The organism is Natronobacterium gregoryi SP2, from assembly GCF_000230715.2.
Lineage (GTDB): Archaea > Halobacteriota > Halobacteria > Halobacteriales > Natrialbaceae > Natronobacterium > Natronobacterium gregoryi.
In genome coordinates this window covers 3,769,874-3,788,356 of sequence record NC_019792.1, presented here as the reverse complement: position 1 = coordinate 3,788,356, position 18,483 = coordinate 3,769,874, and the positions used below count along the sequence as shown (strand labels likewise).

Genomic DNA, 18,483 nt, shown 5'->3' with positions numbered 1-18,483 from the left:
GGATGTAACGGCGAGAGGGTGGGTGGGGTTCGATCGAAAAGGCGATTTTCCCGATTTCGGTAGCTATACGAAGCTGATTTTCACCCGCGACGGTGGTGTGTTGTCGATCAAACCCCCCACACTCACTAGTAGTCTTACAAACGCGACGGTGGTGTGTGTCCTCGGCCGAGAGAACCGAAACCGGTAACCGCTCTCTCGCATCCAGTTCGAACAGATGAGCGACACGCCGTCCGAGAACCGTCGAACGCAAGCGGTTGCCGTCGTCGACCCCCAATCGCCGGGCAACGTCGGGACGATCGCTCGAGCGATGAAGAACTTCGGGTTCGAAGACCTGCTGTTGATCGATCCGCCCGAGCTCGATCCCGATGGTGAAGCCTATGGGTTTGCCGGGCACGCTCGAGAAGATATCCTCCCGAACGCGACCGAGATCACGTTCGAAGAACTCGTCTCGGAGTATCACACGATCGGCTGTACCGCGGTCACGAACGAGGACGATCGGAGTCACGTTCGGTTTCCGTTCTCGACGCCGGCGGAACTCGCCGATCGGTTGCCGGCGGTCGACGCACCGACTGCACTCGTCTTCGGACGCGAACGAGTCGGTTTGACCAACGAGGAACTCGCCGATATCGACGAGATTTGCTCGATTCCCGCTAGCGCGGAGTATCCCGTACTCAATCTCGGCCAGGCTGCAACCGTCACCCTCTACGAACTCCGGACACTGACTCTCGCCGACGAAGACACTCAACTTCCAGACATCGAACGCGTCCGAGCACCCGAACAGACGATCGACCGACTCTACGACCAGTGGGCCGATCTACTCGAGGAGATCAACCACCCCGACGAGAAACGCGAGAAGACGATGCGACTGCTTCGGCGGGTGTACGGCCGGGCCGATCTGACGGCCCGCGAGGCCAATACGCTCCTCGGATTGCTCCGACGGGCGACCGAACGTCCGGAACCGAACCAGGAAGACGCCTGACATCGAGAGAAAACGAGGGGCGAGACGATCTCGAGAGAGGTTCTGCTCCCCTGGTTTCTCCGTTTCGTCGTGGCTCTCTTAGTAACTGCTCTAGTTCTATTCTAGTCTAGTTTACAGACGTATCTAGTTCCAGTCTTAACAGATTCGTCTAGTCCCATCCCAAGTCTACTCTGGCTAGTGCGCTCTACTCTTGATCGAGAATCGTGATCGGTTTGGGCTAACTCTCAACTAGTCGGTCCACGCTTGGGACGCTACTAGTACCGTCCCAACCGTCGACTGACGGGTCGAATCGGGCCACACCGCCAGATTCGACCCATCAGTTCAGGCTTGGCCCGCCACTAGTTACAGTCTACTCTAGTCTATTCAGACTTAGTAGTTTCGTGACTGCTACTGGTACGAACAACTAGAAATCGTTCACAAACAGTGTGAACGACCTGAAAGACCACTACAGTGATGGGGGTCTGCTCTCGACAATCAGTCGATGACTGTTATCGATCGACGAACTGCCCTGTCTCTTCTCGGTGCAAGCGTAGCAACGGTGTCGCTCGCCGGCTGTTCCGACTCGAGCGAGCAACCGGAGTCGGAAGACGAACCCGAAGAAAGAACGGACGGCGAGACGACGGTCGACGACGGCTCCCTTCCGTCGTACGCCGGAGTCCTTCCCGAGAGAGACGGCTCCGAGTACCTGTACGGGACGATCGACCTCGAGACGATGAACGTCTTGCTGGACGCCGACGATGCGGGTGACGTCGAGGAGCCCACCGATCCGCTGATCGGTAACCTCGTCGTCGTCGCGTTACACTGCGTGTTCGGACTCACACTCCTCACGAACTCTCCGAGTTACGACGCCTTCGTCGAGCACAACCGGACGACCGACGGCCAGGAGACGTTCGTCTTCGTCGACGGCGTCTACGTTCTTGTCGGCGATTACGACGTCGACGGCTTCACCGACGCTCTCGAGGAGTGGGGGTACGAGTCCGAATCGACGGCAGACGAGTACGCCGTCTACGAGTTCCCGGAGACCGACGAAGTCGTGGGTGTAACCGACGACGCGTACGTCTTCTCCTACAGCGGATCGGACCTGGAGACCGACGACGAGTTCGACGCCGCCGAGGCCGTCGAACGGACCGTCGCAACGGCCGCCGGCGACCGCAACGCCGCATCCTCGGGAAACGACGAGTTCGCACGACTCCTTCGGACCGGCGATATTGCCGGGATCACGCTTGGACTGTCTACCACCGACGGCGAGTTCGACGAGGAGACGCTCGAGAGTCCTGCCGAGGCTGACACTCTGACGTTCTCTTTCGACGGGTTCACGGGTGCAAGAGGTGCCTACCAGCAACTCTCGATGCTCGAGGACGGCGACGCGGTGGCGCGAACGACCGTCATCTACGCTGACGAGCAGCGGGTCGACGAGAACCGCCTCGAGACGGCGTTTGGAACGGAGGCTGACTCGTTCGAGGTCGTTCGTGACGGCGCAACCGTCGCACTCGAGGGCGAGTACAGCGGTGATCTCGTCGAGGAGTAACGACTACTGGTCTGGTAGCGTCGAAACGAACGACTGACCTCGCGACTCTGTCTGCCGACCGTCCTACTGTACCGTGGGTGTGTCTGCTTTCATTTTTCGAGACTCCGCCTCTCGAGAGACGAACCGTCCGCTCCCGTCGACTGTCCCCAGCCAGCCACACTCCCGACAGATGAACAGTCCCTGCCCGTCGACCAGCGAGGCGCCACAGTCGGGGCAGAATCCATCGTTCTCGCCTGTCGCCTCGGTGGGTGGTTTACCGAGTGGCGTCGGCACCTCGCCCGTTCGGAGGGCGGCGATTGCCTCGTCGGTCGTATAGGTCTCCTCGCCTTCGGAGTGGGGAAAGACACCGATCAGTTCGTCGTCGTGGTAAATCTCGAGACAGAGAAGCGGCGTCACCAGCAACTCACGTGTCTCGCCGGTCACTGGGGAGGTCCTGGTTCGTTCCCGGAACGGTGGGCGAACGCTCACGCCGCGTTGGTCTGCCCACGACCGGAAGCGCTCGTAGGTCTCGAGGACTTCCTGGTGGGGGCTGTTCTCCGACCGTGTGACCTCTTTCGGCCAACTCCGGAGCAACAGGTCGTCGATTTGTGTCTCTGATTCACACGCCTGTAGGGTCTCGACCTGGCTGTCCATCGGCTCCAGCAGCAGAGGTGTACGGACGTGACAGACGGTCGTGAGTGGCGCTCCGGTCATCGTTCGAATCGGCCACGTTCTCGTTGATAAACCTTAGTGGGGACCGTGCTAGCAACGACCAAGTAGTCGATTCAGGGGCAGTGCGGACAGTCTTGGGCCTTCACGACGGACCACTAGGGAGCGTCGACGCCGATTCGGATCGGTGGTCGTCCGACCGTCCACGTTCGACTAATGTGACAGCTGTGTCCTTTCGCACCAGTCGAACCGGGGGAAACCCGTCCGAGTTGCTGGCGAGCTACCAGCCCAACCGCTTGAGCTCGCGGATGCGTCGGAAGTGACGGACAACAAACCGTCTCAGTCCGACTCGGACTCCGTCTCCGTCGTCGTTCCACCGTCTGTTTTCGCTGCCGCGTGATTGCTCGAGGTTGCCGGGGTGTGTGGCCGGTCCGTTCGGTGTGTCGTCAAGTGTGGGCGGAGAAGTTGGCGGATCGCGTTGCGTTTGATGAGCACGAAGCCGACGAGGATCGTCATCAGCCCGACGATGGTCAACGAGTCGACGACAGAGCCGAGCACGAGCCAGCTCACGCCGATCGCGACCGCGGGTTCGGCGTAACCGACGAGGTTGACCTGGATCGCCCCGCTGCGGTCGAGCAGTTGGAAGTACAGCAGGAAGGCGAAGACGCCGGAGACGAAGGTGAGGTAGGCATACGAGAGGATTGCCGTCGACGTCAACTCGATGGTGGCTACTGATTCGCCCCGCAGTCCGGCCCACCCGAGCAACACGCCGGCACCGAGCAACATCGCCCAGGCCTGTAGCGTCTCGATCGGGAGATTCGAGTCGATCGGTCTGACGAGGACACCCCCGAGCGCGAACGCGATTGCCGAGGCGAAGACGATCGCGGCTCCGTAGGTCATTTCGCCGCCGAGTGCTCCTGGTGACGGCTGGACGACCATGACGACGCCGACGAGTCCCAGCATGAAGCCGACGATCCCGACCGGTCCCAGCCGCTTTTCTGAAAACAGGAGGCTGGCGAAGACGACCGTGAGGATCGGAGCCGTGCTGACGACCGTCGCGGCGACGGCACCCGAGACGTACAACTCGCCGATGTACAACAGCCCGTGGTAGAGGGCGATGACGAACACGCCGGCGACGCTGACTGCAAGCCACTCGCCAAACGTGGTGGGCCACGTTTTGTCGGTCACGACGGCTGCATAGCCGAGGACGACCACACCTGCCAGCGCGTAGCGAAGCCCGGCAAACAGCAGCGGTGGGACGTACTCGAGGCCGACTTCGATTGCAACGAACGAACTCCCCCAACAGAGCGCCAGTATCGAAAAGAGCACCCCATCTCGGTACGTGTCTGGAATAGACCCGAGTAAAGTCATGTATAGTTCACAATTGCCGCATCTATTTAGTACTTTCTACAATAGAAGGGCGAGATAGTTGAGTGAGATCTGTGAAAACTGACTGTAGTCGAACTCAGTTCAATAAAAATGGCCGTGGTTGTAGTAATGGGCAAGACTATATGTCGAGAACTATTTATTCCGGTCTATCGTGACCGTCAACGCATGGACGAACGCGACGTACGGTTGTTGAAAGCTATCTCGGAACTCGAGACTGGAAGCCCAGAACGCCTCCACGAGGAGACCGATATTCCTGTCTCGACGATTCATTATCGGCTTTCGAATCTCCGCGAGGAGGGGGTCATCACGAACGACCGCTACGACTTCGACCTCGAGAAGCTCGGTCTCGGCGTGACAGTCCTCGTGGAAGTCCACGCGGATTACCGAGGTTCTTACGAGGAGTTTGCGGACCGGTTGTTGACGATCGAGGGCGTCACGAATGTCTACTTCACTATGGGCGAGACCGACTTCATCGTCGTCGCCCGACTGAGCAGCAGCGAGACCGTCGAACGCCTCATCGCCGACTTCGAGCAACTCGAGGGCGTCGACCGAACCGACTCGACGTTCGTGATCTCGGCGATCGAGGAGCGTGATGCACTGCAGAGTTACGAACTGGAAACGCTACTCGAGGAACTGGTCGACGAGTAGCGGGTACTCGAGTCGACGGCTTTGGTCTGGTCCGGTTACGGAAATCGAGGAGAAAGCGCCGCCCTTCAGCGCGGGTGGATGTTGAGGAACGAGGCTGTCGGACCGCTCTCCGCACGCGACGACTACTCGGGCACTGTCTCGGCCGTCCGACCGGTGTCGGCCGTCGAGACCAGCCAACTATTTGTTTTCGTACCGAAAACGATACGAACGAGACCGTCATGATCGACAGCCTCGTCGTCTTCGTCGTCAGCCTCCTAATCGGCGCGCTCGGTATCCACGTCGGCGCGTGGCTCATCGCCGACGTCAGTGACTACACATACGCCGTGTTCACGGCACTGCTCGGTGCGATCGTCTGGGGTGTCGTCGGCTTCTTCTTCGGCTGGGTCCCGCTTCTCGGGCCGGCGATCGTCCTGCTTGCCTATCTCGCGGTCGTCAAACGCCGGTACCCGGGCGGCTGGATCGACGCTGCGGGGATCACGCTGGTCGCGTGGATCGCCGTCCTCGTCGTGTTGTACGTCCTGGCAACCGCGGAGCTGACGACGTACGACGCCATCGGGGTCCCCGGAACGTGATCGTGCCCGGTGTGCCCGAACGGGGAAACTACACGTAGAACCTCGAGACACGTAGAACCTCGAGCGACGAACGGATCAGGCCCGCTTCTGGATCTCCTCGCGTAGCAACTCGCTGACGAGGTCGCCGTCTGCCTTTCCACGGAGGGCACCCATACACTCGCCCATGAGGCCGGAGAACGCCTGCATTCCCTCTTCCTCGACCTGCTGTTCGTTTCGTTCGACGACCTCGGCGACGGCCTCCTGGACTTCGCTCTCGTCTGCGCCGCCGAGTCCTTCTTCTTCTGCTGCTTCTGCCGGGGTTCGGTCGGGCTCTTCGGCCAGCGCGGTCAGCAGGTCCGGCACGCCTTCGTTTGGCAACTCGCCGTCTTCGACCAGTTCGAGCACGCCGCGAAGATGTTCGTCTCCGAGGACCTCGACTGACACGTCGTCCCGGCGGAGTTCGGTCAGGGTCGACTCGAGGGTCGACGCCGCAAGCGTCGGATCGACGCCGTCGACGACGACGTCCTCGAACAGCGGCATGTGTTTGCCGTACGCAACCTGTTCGGCCAGCCCTTCCCCGAGGTCGTACTCGTCCTGGTAGCGCTCGACCTTCTCGGTCAGCAGTTCAGGTTCGGGCACGTCGCTCGGGTCGGGCTCGACCGGCGGCACGTCCGTCTCGGGATACATCCGCGCCGCCCCGGGCAGCGGACGCAGGTAGCGGGTCGTCCCGTCGTCGTTCGCACCGCGGGTCTCCTCGGGAACGCCCTCGAGGGCAGTCTCGGCGCGTTCGACGACGGCCTCGATCGCTGTCTCGGCCGTATCGGTGTCGTCGGCGACGATAGCGACGGCGTCGTCGGGACCAGCACCGACTGCCTCGCGCAGGGCATCGACTTCGTGCTCGGTGACGCCGTAAGCCGGCAGTTCGTCGGTGTGGAAAATCCCGCCGGCACCGTGGCGCTTGGCGTGATCGGAGAACTCCGTCCCGAGGCGGCGGTCGGGTACGATCTCGTGGCCGACGAGACCGTCGAACCCGCACAGTGGGACAGCCATCACGGAGCCGCCCGAACTCAGCGCGCCCTCGATGACGCCGCTTTCTGTCCCTTCGAACACGTCAGTCACGTCCTGAGAGTCTCCGACGCTTGCCTCGCGATTACGAAGCTCGTCCGCGATCTCGACCAGTTCGACCTGCCGAGCGACCTCGTTACGAACGATGTCGTCGATGTCGTCTAAACTCTGGACTCCTTTGATCTCGACGCGAGCCCCCGCCTCGATCGAGACGTTGACGTCCTGGCGGATCGTCCCGAGGCCGCGTTTGACTTTCCCCGTCGAGCGAAGCAGCATGCCGATCCGCTCGGCGGCCTCGAGCGCCTGTTCGGGCGTCGAGATGTCGGGTTTCGTGCCGATCTCGACCAAGGGAATACCGAGCCGGTCGAGACTGTAGCGCACCCCGTCGTCGGTCTCTGCGACCCGCTGGGCGCTTTCCTCCTCGAGCATGAGGTCTTCGACGCCGACCGCGCCGTCGCTCGTCTCGATCTCGCCGTCGGTTGCGACCAGCGTCGAGCGCTGGAAGCCAGAGGTGTTCGAGCCGTCGACGACGATCTTTCGCATGACGTGAGCCTGGTCGACCGGCTCCATCTCCAGCAGTTGGGCAATCTCGAGGACGGCCTCTAGAGCCTCCTCGTCGAGTTCCTGCGGTGGCTCGTCGTCTTCCTCGACGAGACAAGTCGAGTCGTACGCGAGATACTCGAACTCGCGGTCGACCTTGCTCTCCTCTAAGGCGGCCTCGTCGATCTCGCCGAGTTCGCTCCGGGTGGGATGCAGATAGCGGGTGAACGTTCGCTCGGCCTCCTCGGGTTCGCGAAGTTCGGTCGGACACTGGCAGAACAGTTTCGTCGCCGTCTCGAGTTGCTGGTGGATCTCCAGCCCGGCGACGAGTCCGAGCTCGTCGTAGTCGTACTCGCTCGCAGTCATTGGCGTCCACTCGGTGACGGAGGGGTAAAAAACCGTTCAGTTTGCCGTTGTGGTTCCACGGTCGAAACTCGATCGCCGACGCGGTCAGTCGGTCGACAGCGGCGAGTTCGGACTGGTTCGAACGGACTCTGACTCCGATTCGGCGAGGCCCGGAGTTACACCGGCTTCGTCGCGGTCGCTGCCACTCTCGTCGCCATCCAGGACACACTGGACGGCCTCGAGTACCGTCTCCGGAGACGTCTCGAGCGCTCGGCGACGGAGTCGATCGTACCGAGCCCGTGCCGTCTCTCCGGCGAAGAGTCGGCCTTCCAGGGGCTGACGATCGGTGACGACCAGCGGCGACGCCGATTCGAGGGCCGCCAGGACACACTCGTTGCCAGAACTGACAACGGGATCGGCGAGTATGGTCACGTCGGCGTCGCCGACGGCGTCCTCGAGTGCCCGTCGCTGTGAATCGGAAAGCGGTGTGTGCGGGTCGACCGTGATCGTTTCGGCCTCGAGTCGCGCTGCGGTCTCGGTTACGACGCCGTGGGTGACTGGCCCAGCAGAAATCGAGAGGTCGGCAGCTGCGAGTCGGGCGAGCGTCCCTGCAGCGGTCGTTCCCGTCCCGACGACGTGGGCGTGCGTCTCCCGGCCGCCGTCGTGCTCGAGGCGGACCGTCTCGGCCCGATCGCCGTTCCGATCGGCCGCTTCGTGGGAGTCGACGGCGGAATCCACCGCGTTCGGCAGCGCAGTCACGGTCTCCGTCCCCGTCACCGGGTTCGGAACGACCGTCGCGTTCGCGTCGAACGCGTCCGCGAGTGCCTCTCTCGTGAGCACCGCCGACGGTGGACCGACGGCCCTGACGCCACCGTCGGCGAGCATGACGAGTCGATCACAGTAGCGTGCCGCGAGGTCGAGGTCGTGGATCGCCGCGACTGCCGTCCGGCCGTCGGCGACCAGTTCCCGGACCAACTCGAGCGTCTCGATCGCGTGGTTGATATCGAGGCTTGCGGTCGGCTCGTCGAGAAGCAGTGCAGGCGTCTCCTGGGCGATCGCCCGCGCCATGACGACTCGCTGGCGCTGGCCACCGCTTACCTCGTCGATCGGCCGGTCGGCGAAGTCGGCTGTTCGCGTCCGCTCGAGGGCTTGCTCGACTATCTCCCGATCGTCCCGCGACGGCGGTGAGAACCGCGAGCGGTGTGGGTGTCTTCCCATCTCGACGACATCCGCGACGGGAAACGAAAACGAGAGTGTCGTGTCCTGCGGAACGACTGCGACGAGGCGACTCGAGGCTTTCGAGGAGACAGCCTGAAGATCGACGCCGTCGACGCTCACCGAGCCGGAGTCGGGCTCGAGTGTCCCGCTTATGGTCCGCAATAGCGTCGTCTTCCCGGCACCGTTTGGCCCGACGAGCCCGACGAACTCGCCAGGGTCGACGGTCACGGAGACGTCTTCCAGCACCGAAATGTCGCCGAACGAAACCGAGACGCTGTCGACGGCGATCGGCGCGGGCTCAAGCGTTCGGGCGTCGGTCGACGGCGTCTCTGTCATAGTTCGTGTACCTCTCGCTTGGTGAGCAGGTAGAGGAAAAACGGCGCGCCGAGAACGGCCGTCACGATGCCGACTGGGACGATAGGCGTCCCGACCTCGAGGCCGAAGGGGAACGCAAGCGAGTCCAGTCGGGCGATCGTATCTGCTGCGACGAGGAACGAGGCACCAGCGAGGGCGCTGGTCGGCAACAGGATTCGGTGGTCGGGACCGACGATCAGGCGCAGTATGTGGGGCACGATGAGGCCGACGAAGCCGATGACGCCGGCGACGGCGACGCCGGCGGCCGTGACGATGCTCGCCACTGCGAGCAAGAGGAGTTTGGTTCGCTCGACGTCGACTCCGAGGTGGTGGGCGTCTTCCTCGCCGAGAAGCAAGACGTTCATCTCTCGCGTGTACGCACAGAGCACGGACACGCCGAGAATCGTGACTGGGAGGGCGAACGTGACGTCGCTCCAGCTACTTCGATGAAGGTGGCCCATCATCCAGACGACGGCCTCCCGCAGGTTCTCGCCGCTGTGGACCAGCATGTACGATATCAAGGCACCGAGAAACGCCTGGATGGCGACGCCAGCGAGCAATAGGGTAGCGACTGGAGTCCGTCCACCTTCGGTCGCGATAGCGTAGACGAGAAACGCGGTCCCAACTGCACCGATGAACGCAGGGACGTGCACGCTCGAGAACGGCACCACTGTCGGAAACGCGATGGCCGCGACTGCACCGGCTGCAGCGCCTGTCGAGACGCCGATTATCGACGGATCTGCGAGTGGATTCCTGAAAAAGCCTTGCATCACGGTACCGGCGGCCGCGAGCGCGAAGCCGACGACGGCCGCGAGCGCGATCCGTGGCAGTCGTACGTCGGCGACGATCGTCTGGTGGGCCGACGGCACGTCGTAGGCGACGACGCCGGTAAGGTTGAGTACTGCTTTCGACACGGTGACCGGGTCGATTCGAACGGGGCCGAGCATGGCGCTGGCTACGACAGTCCCGACGAGTAACACCGAAAGCGCCACACACCACGCGACGAGCCGTCCGGAAAGTCGCACGTCTGAAATCTCGATTTCATTAGTCAAATATTTGTTGGGGTCGCGCGTGTGTCCCGTCGATGCGAACGTCACTGACCGTCATCGTCGCAGTATCGATCGCCCTCGCGTTTACAGCCGCCCCGGCCGCGGGAGCAGGCGTCGCAGCCGGTGCAAGCTCGAGCGCGGGCGACGCCACGGCAGGGTCGCTGGCCGCCCTCGGCGCACAGGAAGCGCCAGGTTGCGAGTTCCCGTTCGAAGAGACCGACGCGACAGGTGAGACCGTCACCGTCGAGGAAGAACCCGACGACGTCGTCGCCCTCCAACCGAGCGACGCCCAGTCGGTGTTCGAGATCGGCGGCGAAGACAAACTCGTCGGCATGCCGGTCGGCCAGTACACCGACTACCTCGAGCCCGACGAGAACCTCGACATCAGCGAGGACGACGACCTGACGCCGATCACCGAAGCGGTCGTCGACCGTGAACCCGACGTCGTGCTCGCAGGCAACACTCTCGAGGACGACGACGTGGTCGACCAGCTCCGGAACGCCGGCCTGACCGTCTTCGTTTTCCCGACAGAAGACTCACTCGACGGCGTCGAGGAGAACGTCCGGCTCACCGGCGAAATCGTCGGCGAGTGCGACGGCGCTGCAGCGACGATCGACTGGATGGACGACACCCTCGAAGAGATCGACGAGGCGCTCGCGGACGAAGACCGCCCGCTCGCGTACTACGCGATGGGTGACGGATACACCGCTGGTGAGGGCTCGTTCTCCCACGAGATTCTGACGACTGCCGGCCTCGAGAACCTCGGTGCCGAGGTCGGTATCGAAGGCTGGGATATGGTCGACGCCGAGCAGGTTGTCGAACAGGACCCAGACTGGATCGTCTACGGCGAAACCTGGGGCGAGCCACCAGTCGGCGATGGCGTGATGGCGACCTCAGCCTACGAAGACGAACAGTTCGTCGCGGTCAACGACCACTACATGAGCCAGCCTGCACCGCTGGTCGTCGTCGCGATCGCGGGCATCGTCGAAGACGTTCATCCGAATGCCTACGAGGAGTCCGGTCTCGCGGACGACGAACGAATCGACCACTACGGCGACATGCCTGCAGGTGCACTCGATGCAGGCGACGGCGATGACGCGGGCGCTGACGGCACAGATACCGGTGAGGCCGACGACGACTCGATCCCCGGATTCGCCGCCTCTACGGCACTGGTGGCCGTACTGCTGACGTCGCTCGCGGTCGTCCGCTCGAGAGAGAAAGAGTAACGGGCCGGAACGGCAGCCGCTTCTTTTCGACTCGACGCGAGGTCGTCACAGCGAACAGCCGGCCGCCGCGACGGCGTCGGTGACCGACGACCACACAATTGACGTAGCGAACCGTCAGTCGGTGGCGTTACCGACTGTAGAGCCACTTGCGTAGTCTCCCGTCCGCGCTGGCAAACTTCGACCACAGGAGCAATGCAGGCGGTAGTGCTACGACGGATGCCACGAACGAATAGAACACGCTCGATGCCATCAGCATGCCAAAGTCGCCGAGGACGGGAGTGATTGCGAGTGCGAGCGCACCAGTCCCAAGCGACGTGGTGAGCATACTCCCGGTAAGCGCACCGCCGGTTCCGGACAACGTGGTCGTGAGTGGGTCGACAGGGTCGTCGCCGACGTCGTACTCGTCGATGAACCGCGCAGTCGTGTGGACAGTGTAGGCGATTCCGAGACCGATCGAAATAGCCAGAATAGTCGCTGTCAACGCGTTCAACGGCATTCCAAGGAACCGCATCGTCCCGATGAGAAACGCCACCGCGATTGCAATCGGGAACAGGTTCACGACACCGAGCAGCGGCCGTCCTTCGAGTATCGTATAGATCATCACGAGGAAGACCGCAGAGAGCCCGAGAGCGAGGAGCAATCCCTGGATTGCCGAGTCGAAGATCATCTCCGTAATTGCGTCGAAGATGACGATATCTCCGGTTGCCGTCGCCGAGTAGCGGAACTCGTCGGCGAATGCGGCCCCGTCTTCGGCCGCGTCTTCCTGAGAGGCACTGCTATCGATCACGTACTCGATCTGTGCGCTGCGGCGGTCGTCGGTGAGATACTGTTCCGCCTGGTGACCAGCCGGTGACGCAAACAGTTCGTCGTAGACCCGATCGAGGTTGCGGTTGGGAATCCCGTCGCCGTTTCGGTCGTTCCGATCGACGAGTGCCGCGAACTCCTCGTCCTGTCGAGCGTACGCCTGGATCACCGTGATAATGCTCTGTTCGTCAGTTTCACCGCCAGATGCAACGGCTAAGCTATCCGGTGGGTCCTCGTTTACCCTGTGTAACGCCTCGAGCGCGTGGTCTTCTTCGAAGGGCCCCTCGACGTACACCGTTACCGTCTCGTCTTGATTCGCGTCGAACCGTTCCTCGAGTGTGTTTATAGTCTCGGTGAAGGTGTACTCACTCGGCGCAAACGGTTCCGGAGCGGATTCGACGTACCACTCTTGTTCTTCGGGCGGCAGGAAATCCTCCTCGTCGAACGACGTATCGACGCCGGCACCGTAGACGCCCATTCCGGCTCCGCCGACGAGAAGGACGACGACGAAGATCGTCGGTGCATACTCGCTGGCTTTCGCCGGAAAGGTCAGAATGCGTCCGAGCGACGACTCTTCCGAAGCGATCGGTGTGGCGTTGAACTCTCGAACGCCGTACTGCTCCCGGACGTCGTCGACGATGAGCTTCAGCGAGGGTAGCAAAATTCCGAAGATGAGAAACGTAAACACCATGCCGATAGCCGATGCGATACCCATGTTCTGAATGGGCTCGAGGTCCGAAACGACGTTTGCACCGAAGCCAAACACTGACGTCACTGTCACGATTACGAACGCGACGAGTAACTGGTTGTTCGCCGTCTGCATCGCCGCAAGTGGTTCGTATCCCTGTATCGTCTCCTCACGATAGCGATTGATGATGTGAATCCCGAAGTCGACCCCGACTGCTAACAGTAAGACAGGAACGGCAATCAGTTGCTGATCGAACGGAATTCCTGCGTATCCGAGGAACCCGAACGTCCAGATGACGGTCAACAGCAACGAGAACAGACCAAGTGCGAGATCGATCGGATCTCGGTACGCTGCGACGAGAAATGCAAGCATCAACAGCACGACGACGGGCATCACGATCGCCAAAGAGTCGACGATAACGTTCTCGAACTCGTCGAACATGATCCCCTCCCCGAAGACGAGGATCTCTGCGGATTCGTCTTCGGCCACCGACTGTACTTCCAGTTGAAGATCAGTCAGATCCTCCTGTCCGAACTCCGACGGGACGTCGTGAGAAACGACCGTTATCGAAGCCGAAGCCGTGGCTTCGTTCTCGTTGAAATCGTCAGCGAGAACCCCGACGAAGCCAGGATTGTCACTCAGCGCGCGGACAGTCTCTCTGACCTGCCTCTCTGTCGCGTCCTCGAGGACGCGGCGCTGTTGTGCCGGCGTCTGGGCGTTCTCGTCGAGTGCTTGGGCGACGATCGGTGCCGGCCCGTCCGCGGATGCAGCGCGTAACTCGGGATCTGAGTCGATTTCCTCGAGAACAGTGAGACTGGCAAGCAGCTCTTGGCGGGTCAGCACGTCTGAACCCCTGTGGATGAGCTGTGTGCTCTCCTCGTCGCCCATAAAGGACGTTCCGAACTCCGCTTCGATCGCGTCGTAGGCCTGTTGTTCCTCTAAGTCGTCGGTGAACGCCTCGGTCATGTCGGTTTCCGTTTCGACGAGTGGGACACCGGCTGCAAGGACGGCGGTCACCAGCAGGAAGGCCACGACGACCGCTTTCGGACGAGAGACGATCGTCTCGCTGAGGCGCTCGGTCGCCTTTTCGATCCGTTCGTTGAGTGCCGTCATCGCCGCTGATAGACGTACGCGCCAGCACCTGTCCCGAGAAGGGTGAGCGTAACGATCAGTCCGACTGGGAGTCCAGCGCCGCCTTCGAGGACGTCGATGGCGACTCGGGTGGTGTCGGACAGTTGGCTCGTCCCGGACGCATCGTCGTACCGGAAGTCGAACGAGATCGGATACGTCTTTTCGGTCGCACCAGCATCTGCCTCGAGTTCGAACGTTATCGAGGCGGTTTCTCCGGGCTCGAGTGATTCGACGAACGCTTCGTCGTCGTCGCTATCGAGCGGATCGCTGGCGAAGAGGTTCGCTTCGATGTCCGTCACTGCCTCGTCGAGGTTGTTCGTCACCTCGACGTCGACGTGTTTTTCGTCGCCGGCAGTGATTTCTCGGTCGAGAACGTCGAGCGTGAACGCGTCACGCTGTTCGCTCACCGCTGTGACGACCTCGAGATCGTCGTCCATCCGCTGTTCGAAGTCCGAGGTTCGGTACTGTACGGCGAGATCGAGTACTCTGTCGATCGGTTCGGCCTCGCTGCTTACGTCGAGCGGGAGGGTAAACGACGCGGACTCACCTGGCTCGAGTGAGCCGACCGCGATGCTCGGTTCGATTGGGATGATCGTCGGCGATTCTTCCGTGAAGTGGACGACGACGTTTGCAGCTTTGCTTGGGCCGTCGTTCGTGAGTACACCGCGAAGATCGCCGTCCTCACCGACGTGGAGATCCGACCGAACGTCTCCGATGCTGAACTGCTGTTCTGCCATCGGAGCGACACCTGCGCTCGGACTGTCGTCGGCCCGCTGGAGACCGTCTGCGGTTTTGAACGAGACGGTGCCGTCTATCATGTAGTATCGCTCGCTCGTGTCTGGCATCACGGACACGTCATAGCGCACCGTTGCCGTCTCGTTGGGCTCGAGTTCGTTGACCATCGCGGTGTCTTGTGGCGTCGTCGTTTCGTGTTCCAGACTACCGAACAAGAGGCTACTGCTCATCGACTCCAGAGCGACGTTGACGTCCGTCGCAGTTTCGTTTCCGACGTTCTTGATAGCTGTCGTCAGTGTCCCCGTGTCACCGATCTGTGCATCGGTCGAGACGTCGACGATTTCGAACCGCGCATCGTCGTCTACGGTGACATCGATCGACGTCCGGTCTGTCGTCGAACGTTCGTAGACGCTGCTCCCCGAGGTTGAACGCCACGTATAGGAGTAGGAGATGTCGACGTCGATCGTGTACGTACCTGCGTCGACGTCGTCGGGAACGTCGACTGCGAGTTGTGCAGCGTCGTTTGGCTGGCTCTCGGGAACGGGCCCGATTGCCAAAGTGCCGCTTTTGACTGTGAGTGGCGTGTCGTCGGCGTTGGCGTCGATTTCGACGCTTCGTGCCGTCGTTACGGCGTCGCGCACGTCGTCTGTTCCTCGTTCGAGTTCGCCGTCGTTCGTCACGACGAGGGGTACTTCGTTCGTCTCTCCTGGCTGAACGATCGGGTTCGGTGCGTGTAGACGTAGGTCCGGTTCACCGTGTGCTGGGAGCGGGCTCTGGGCCTGTGCCAGTTGCTGTCCGTCTTCTATTCCGTCTTCGTACCCTTCTTCGTACAGTTCCTCTGGGTCCTCGGGCTGTGTCTCGTCGGCCTGTCCCGTGCCGGCTCCGGCTACGAATACGCCCGACGAGACCAGCAACAGCGTTAGGGCGACAATAAAAACGGAGTGTACCCGCATCTTATCTCCTCTTTCGGTCGCTCGTCGCTTCTCGTTGCCGTTCGTTCGTGGCCTTTGCAACGGAATAGTACGCAGAGTTGCACGTAAGATACTGTGTCCAGCTACTGGGCACCATGGACAACGGTGAGAATAGAAAAATGAAAAAGCTTTCCATTCCTGGATTCTTATTTCCGGCTGAGCGTCGATGTCAACCGATCGTCCGCACCGAAGCATGCTGGGGAAACTCGCGTGGGACCGGTGGCTTTCCTCCGAGCAAACGACCGTGAACCGTTCCGGAGACACCACACGGGAGCCGCGTCCACTCACCCCCGTCTTCTCGAGAACCGGTCACGAACTGCAACGGAAAGGCAGTGGCGAGTCAGGTCTGCACTGCTTGGCCAACCCCGGTCGTGTGATACGGAATGCTGTACCGACGTACCGGCGCGACTGCAGGGGGACTCGCGGTCGCGCCGGAACTGATGGACAGCAAACCGTATGGGCCGGGCCGCCACAGCAGTCGACGGGTGGGACGGGACTACCAGTTCGATCGGCCCGCTCGCGCGCTGGCGGGTTCGATCACCGGGCCTCGAGTGGCAGCGGACCAGTTTGCCGAGCACGGCCCACGCCAGCTCCGGAGAGACGAACTGATTTATACTGGCCCGACGACACTCTCACCAAATGAAAGGGTTCAGTGACGACGAACGAGAGCGGATCAGAACGGCACTGATCGAAAGCGGATGCGAGTTATTCGTCCGTTACGGACTGGAGCGGACGCGGATCAAGGATATTACCGAGGAAGTCGGTATCGGCACGAGCACGTTCTACCAGTTCTTTGACTCGAAAGAACATCTCTACCTGGAAGTGTTATATCGAGAGGTGGAACGGTTCACCGACGACCTCGAGGCGGAGATCCAGACCGTGTCCGACCCACGCGAACAGGTTCGAATTACCCTCCAGCAGACGTTCGACGAAGTCGAGACGAACCCGATAATCAGGAATCTCATCGTCGAAAACGAAATTCGAACGCTGGAAACGGAACTCTCGGAGCTGAACCAGCAAGCGCTTTCCGCCGAATTTGACACCGTCTTCGTCGGGGCCAAACAGTGGGTCGAGATGGAGTCGTTCAAGTACGATGATCCGGCTATCGTCAGCGAATTCATTCGAACCTTCGTGTTCGTCTCTCGGTGCAAGGAGTTTCCGTCCCACGAGGGAACTCCAGCGTATCCCGAAATTCGAAACGCACTGATCGAGACAGTCGTCGACGGACTTTTCGAAGACTGATACGGAATGTTGTACCGATGTACCGGTGCGACCGCAGGAGCGCGGTCGCGCCGGATATGACTGATACGGATTACTGTACCGATTTACCGGCGCAACCGCCGCCCGGGTCGCGGTTGTGCCGGAACTGACTTACAGTAAACCGTATGACAGCAAACCGTCTGAGGCGGATTGCTGTCACTGTTTCCCGCCGATCGCGTGGCGAACGACGAGCAGCGACCAATACGTCGACGGTAGGCGTCTATCAGTCGAGTTGGCCGACGACGACCTGTTTGCTGTGGTGCCAGCCAAGTCGGCGAACGACCGTTTTTTATCCCAGCCTTACGGACGGGATGATATGGTCGAAAACGTCATCTGGCCCGCCTACCTCGACGCCTCTCTCTCGAGGTCGGAGGGTCGTCGTGTCTCTAGCGATCTCGCCGTCGAAGAGCCGACGGTCGACGAAATTGCCAAGGCAGTCCAGCAGATCGGGTACGACGCCACGATCGAACGCGACAAGTCCTACTCTCGAGAGCACTGGGCCCAGCGTGGCCGGGTCGTCGTTCGCGGTGCGGACGACTCGACGAAAAACGACCTCGTTCAGGCCGTGGCGGCGTACGTCGTCGCGATGCGCGAGTGACGATGCGTCGCGTCGGTACCGTCGTCCGCACTGCACAGGGACTCGCCGTGTTGCGGACCGACGACGCCGCTGACGAGGACGACCACCGCCAGGGGATCGGAACGACAGTCCTCGACGACTCTCTCGAGGAGGTCGGCCGCGTCGTCGACGTCTTCGGGCCCGTCGACCGCCCCTATCTGGCGGTGACGCCGAACGACGACGTCCACCTGCCGTCGCTGGTCGGATCGACACTGTACGCTCGCTAGTGCTTTGGCAAGCCTGAACAGATGAGTGAAACCGAATGCGGTCGTCTGGGTTCACTCATCAGTCGACGCTTGGCGGAGTACTAGGAACGAGACGGACACTGTGTGGATCGTGGCCCGAGGTATTGATTCCCTGAACACTCACGGAAGCCCCTTCGTTCCCACCCGTGTCGGCTGACCGGTCGAGCAACCACAGGGCGGGAATGAAAGGAACTGACTCGCGTGGCGGTGGAGCCGTGGTTCGAGAGACTGGAGGTCTCTCGTCATCACGAGACGCCGACAGCGTCTCGAGCAACCATCTTATAGGCGGTCGGCGAGCCGCCTGCCCGCTCGAACTCTCCTGGCCGACATAACACCGCAACGAAGTGAGGAGCACAGTGAATGCCAGCGCGAGTCACAGGCGGTCGCTGGGCCCGAAGAGTCGAGCGAGTCACGGGCTTTCGTGGTGGTCACAGACGACTTTGCTACCACAGGGGATTGTCCGAACACGATTCTCGAGAGGGAACGAAAACAC

Annotated in this window: 14 protein-coding genes and 1 pseudogene; 8 read left to right on the top strand and 7 right to left on the bottom strand. The window is 61.5% G+C overall.

All coding sequences use genetic code 11. The annotated features are described in order from the left end of the window. Positions 1-214 precede the first annotated feature (214 nt). Both NATGR_RS18595 and NATGR_RS18590 read left to right on the top strand, forming a co-directional pair. Complete coding sequence (locus tag NATGR_RS18595) at positions 215-979, top strand: RNA methyltransferase (RefSeq protein WP_005579769.1); 765 nt, start codon at positions 215-217, stop codon at positions 977-979. Positions 980-1,460: 481 nt separating this feature from the next. After that, a complete protein-coding gene (locus tag NATGR_RS18590) occupies positions 1,461-2,507 on the top strand; it encodes a hypothetical protein (RefSeq protein WP_005579768.1) in 1,047 nt (348 codons plus the stop codon). 63 nt (positions 2,508-2,570) lie between these two features. Here the strand turns inward: NATGR_RS18590 and NATGR_RS18585 are convergent, their stop codons facing one another. Both NATGR_RS18585 and NATGR_RS18580 read right to left on the bottom strand, forming a co-directional pair. After that, the gene (locus NATGR_RS18585) at positions 2,571-3,200 is read right to left on the bottom strand and encodes an HTH domain-containing protein (protein WP_005579767.1); all 630 of its coding nucleotides are present in this window, start codon (positions 3,198-3,200) and stop codon (positions 2,571-2,573) included. A gap of 294 nt (positions 3,201-3,494) precedes the next feature. Beyond that, positions 3,495-4,526, bottom strand: coding sequence for a DMT family transporter (locus NATGR_RS18580; protein ID WP_015233924.1), 1,032 nt, complete (start codon positions 4,524-4,526; stop codon positions 3,495-3,497). A 183-nt stretch (positions 4,527-4,709) separates the two neighbouring features. On the opposite strand from NATGR_RS18580, the gene NATGR_RS18575 reads away from it, so the two are divergent. Together NATGR_RS18575 and NATGR_RS18570 are read left to right on the top strand one after the other, a co-directional pair. Then, positions 4,710-5,192, top strand: coding sequence for an Lrp/AsnC family transcriptional regulator (locus tag NATGR_RS18575; protein WP_005579765.1), 483 nt, complete (start codon positions 4,710-4,712; stop codon positions 5,190-5,192). Positions 5,193-5,410: 218 nt separating this feature from the next. Next, positions 5,411-5,764: a hypothetical protein gene (locus tag NATGR_RS18570; RefSeq protein ID WP_005579764.1), complete on the top strand. Its 354-nt coding sequence runs from the start codon at positions 5,411-5,413 to the stop codon at positions 5,762-5,764. A gap of 75 nt (positions 5,765-5,839) precedes the next feature. Here NATGR_RS18570 and gatE read toward each other — a convergent pair whose 3' ends face one another. The 3 genes and pseudogenes from gatE to btuC form a co-directional block, all read right to left on the bottom strand. Then, positions 5,840-7,714 (bottom strand): Glu-tRNA(Gln) amidotransferase subunit GatE, encoded by a 1,875-nt coding sequence (gatE, locus tag NATGR_RS18565; RefSeq protein WP_005579763.1) that lies wholly within the window; start codon positions 7,712-7,714, stop codon positions 5,840-5,842. Between the two features lie 84 nt (positions 7,715-7,798). After that, a pseudogene (locus tag NATGR_RS18560) lies at positions 7,799-9,142 on the bottom strand (ATP-binding cassette domain-containing protein); the annotation flags it as partial. Between the two features lie 101 nt (positions 9,143-9,243). Beyond that, positions 9,244-10,290: a vitamin B12 ABC transporter permease BtuC gene (gene btuC, locus NATGR_RS18555; RefSeq protein ID WP_005579760.1), complete on the bottom strand. Its 1,047-nt coding sequence runs from the start codon at positions 10,288-10,290 to the stop codon at positions 9,244-9,246. A 59-nt stretch (positions 10,291-10,349) separates the two neighbouring features. Between btuC and NATGR_RS18550 the strand changes: the two genes are divergently transcribed. Next, a complete protein-coding gene (locus tag NATGR_RS18550) occupies positions 10,350-11,540 on the top strand; it encodes a PGF-CTERM-anchored ABC transporter substrate-binding protein (RefSeq protein ID WP_005579758.1) in 1,191 nt (396 codons plus the stop codon). Between the two features lie 127 nt (positions 11,541-11,667). On the opposite strand, the gene NATGR_RS18545 is transcribed toward NATGR_RS18550, so the two are convergent. Beyond that, the gene (locus tag NATGR_RS18545; protein WP_015233922.1) at positions 11,668-14,145 is read right to left on the bottom strand and encodes an efflux RND transporter permease subunit; all 2,478 of its coding nucleotides are present in this window, start codon (positions 14,143-14,145) and stop codon (positions 11,668-11,670) included. Further along, positions 14,142-15,851: a COG1361 S-layer family protein gene (locus NATGR_RS18540; protein WP_015233921.1), complete on the bottom strand. Its 1,710-nt coding sequence runs from the start codon at positions 15,849-15,851 to the stop codon at positions 14,142-14,144. The genes NATGR_RS18545 and NATGR_RS18540 overlap by 4 nt, the downstream gene beginning before the upstream one ends. Before the next feature lie 657 nt (positions 15,852-16,508). On the opposite strand from NATGR_RS18540, the gene NATGR_RS18535 reads away from it, so the two are divergent. The 3 genes from NATGR_RS18535 (at position 16,509) to NATGR_RS18525 (ending at position 17,972) form a co-directional block, all read left to right on the top strand. Further along, the gene (locus NATGR_RS18535) at positions 16,509-17,111 is read left to right on the top strand and encodes a TetR/AcrR family transcriptional regulator (RefSeq protein ID WP_005579753.1); all 603 of its coding nucleotides are present in this window, start codon (positions 16,509-16,511) and stop codon (positions 17,109-17,111) included. 334 nt (positions 17,112-17,445) lie between these two features. Then, positions 17,446-17,727 carry a signal recognition particle subunit SRP19 gene (gene srp19, locus NATGR_RS18530; protein WP_005579752.1) on the top strand — a complete coding sequence of 94 codons (282 nt, stop codon included), beginning with the start codon at positions 17,446-17,448 and terminating at the stop codon, positions 17,725-17,727. A gap of 2 nt (positions 17,728-17,729) precedes the next feature. Beyond that, positions 17,730-17,972: an H/ACA ribonucleoprotein complex subunit GAR1 gene (locus tag NATGR_RS18525; protein ID WP_005579751.1), complete on the top strand. Its 243-nt coding sequence runs from the start codon at positions 17,730-17,732 to the stop codon at positions 17,970-17,972. Positions 17,973-18,483: the final 511 nt, after the last annotated feature.

Bases quoted from the DNA above. Each gene is read 5' to 3' on its own strand.
- NATGR_RS18540 (WP_015233921.1), bottom strand. From the start codon at position 15,851: ATGCGGGTACACTCCGTTTTTATTGTCGCCCTAACGCTGTTGCTGGTC.
- NATGR_RS18575 (WP_005579765.1), top strand. From the start codon at position 4,710: ATGGACGAACGCGACGTACGGTTGTTGAAAGCTATCTCGGAACTCGAG.
- srp19 (WP_005579752.1), top strand. From the start codon at position 17,446: ATGGTCGAAAACGTCATCTGGCCCGCCTACCTCGACGCCTCTCTCTCG.
- NATGR_RS18585 (WP_005579767.1), bottom strand. From the start codon at position 3,200: ATGACCGGAGCGCCACTCACGACCGTCTGTCACGTCCGTACACCTCTG.
- NATGR_RS18595 (WP_005579769.1), top strand. From the start codon at position 215: ATGAGCGACACGCCGTCCGAGAACCGTCGAACGCAAGCGGTTGCCGTC.
- NATGR_RS18535 (WP_005579753.1), top strand. From the start codon at position 16,509: ATGAAAGGGTTCAGTGACGACGAACGAGAGCGGATCAGAACGGCACTG.
- NATGR_RS18545 (WP_015233922.1), bottom strand. From the start codon at position 14,145: ATGACGGCACTCAACGAACGGATCGAAAAGGCGACCGAGCGCCTCAGC.
- NATGR_RS18525 (WP_005579751.1), top strand. From the start codon at position 17,730: ATGCGTCGCGTCGGTACCGTCGTCCGCACTGCACAGGGACTCGCCGTG.
- NATGR_RS18580 (WP_015233924.1), bottom strand. From the start codon at position 4,526: ATGACTTTACTCGGGTCTATTCCAGACACGTACCGAGATGGGGTGCTC.
- NATGR_RS18550 (WP_005579758.1), top strand. From the start codon at position 10,350: ATGCGAACGTCACTGACCGTCATCGTCGCAGTATCGATCGCCCTCGCG.
- NATGR_RS18590 (WP_005579768.1), top strand. From the start codon at position 1,461: ATGACTGTTATCGATCGACGAACTGCCCTGTCTCTTCTCGGTGCAAGC.
- NATGR_RS18570 (WP_005579764.1), top strand. From the start codon at position 5,411: ATGATCGACAGCCTCGTCGTCTTCGTCGTCAGCCTCCTAATCGGCGCG.
- gatE (WP_005579763.1), bottom strand. From the start codon at position 7,714: ATGACTGCGAGCGAGTACGACTACGACGAGCTCGGACTCGTCGCCGGG.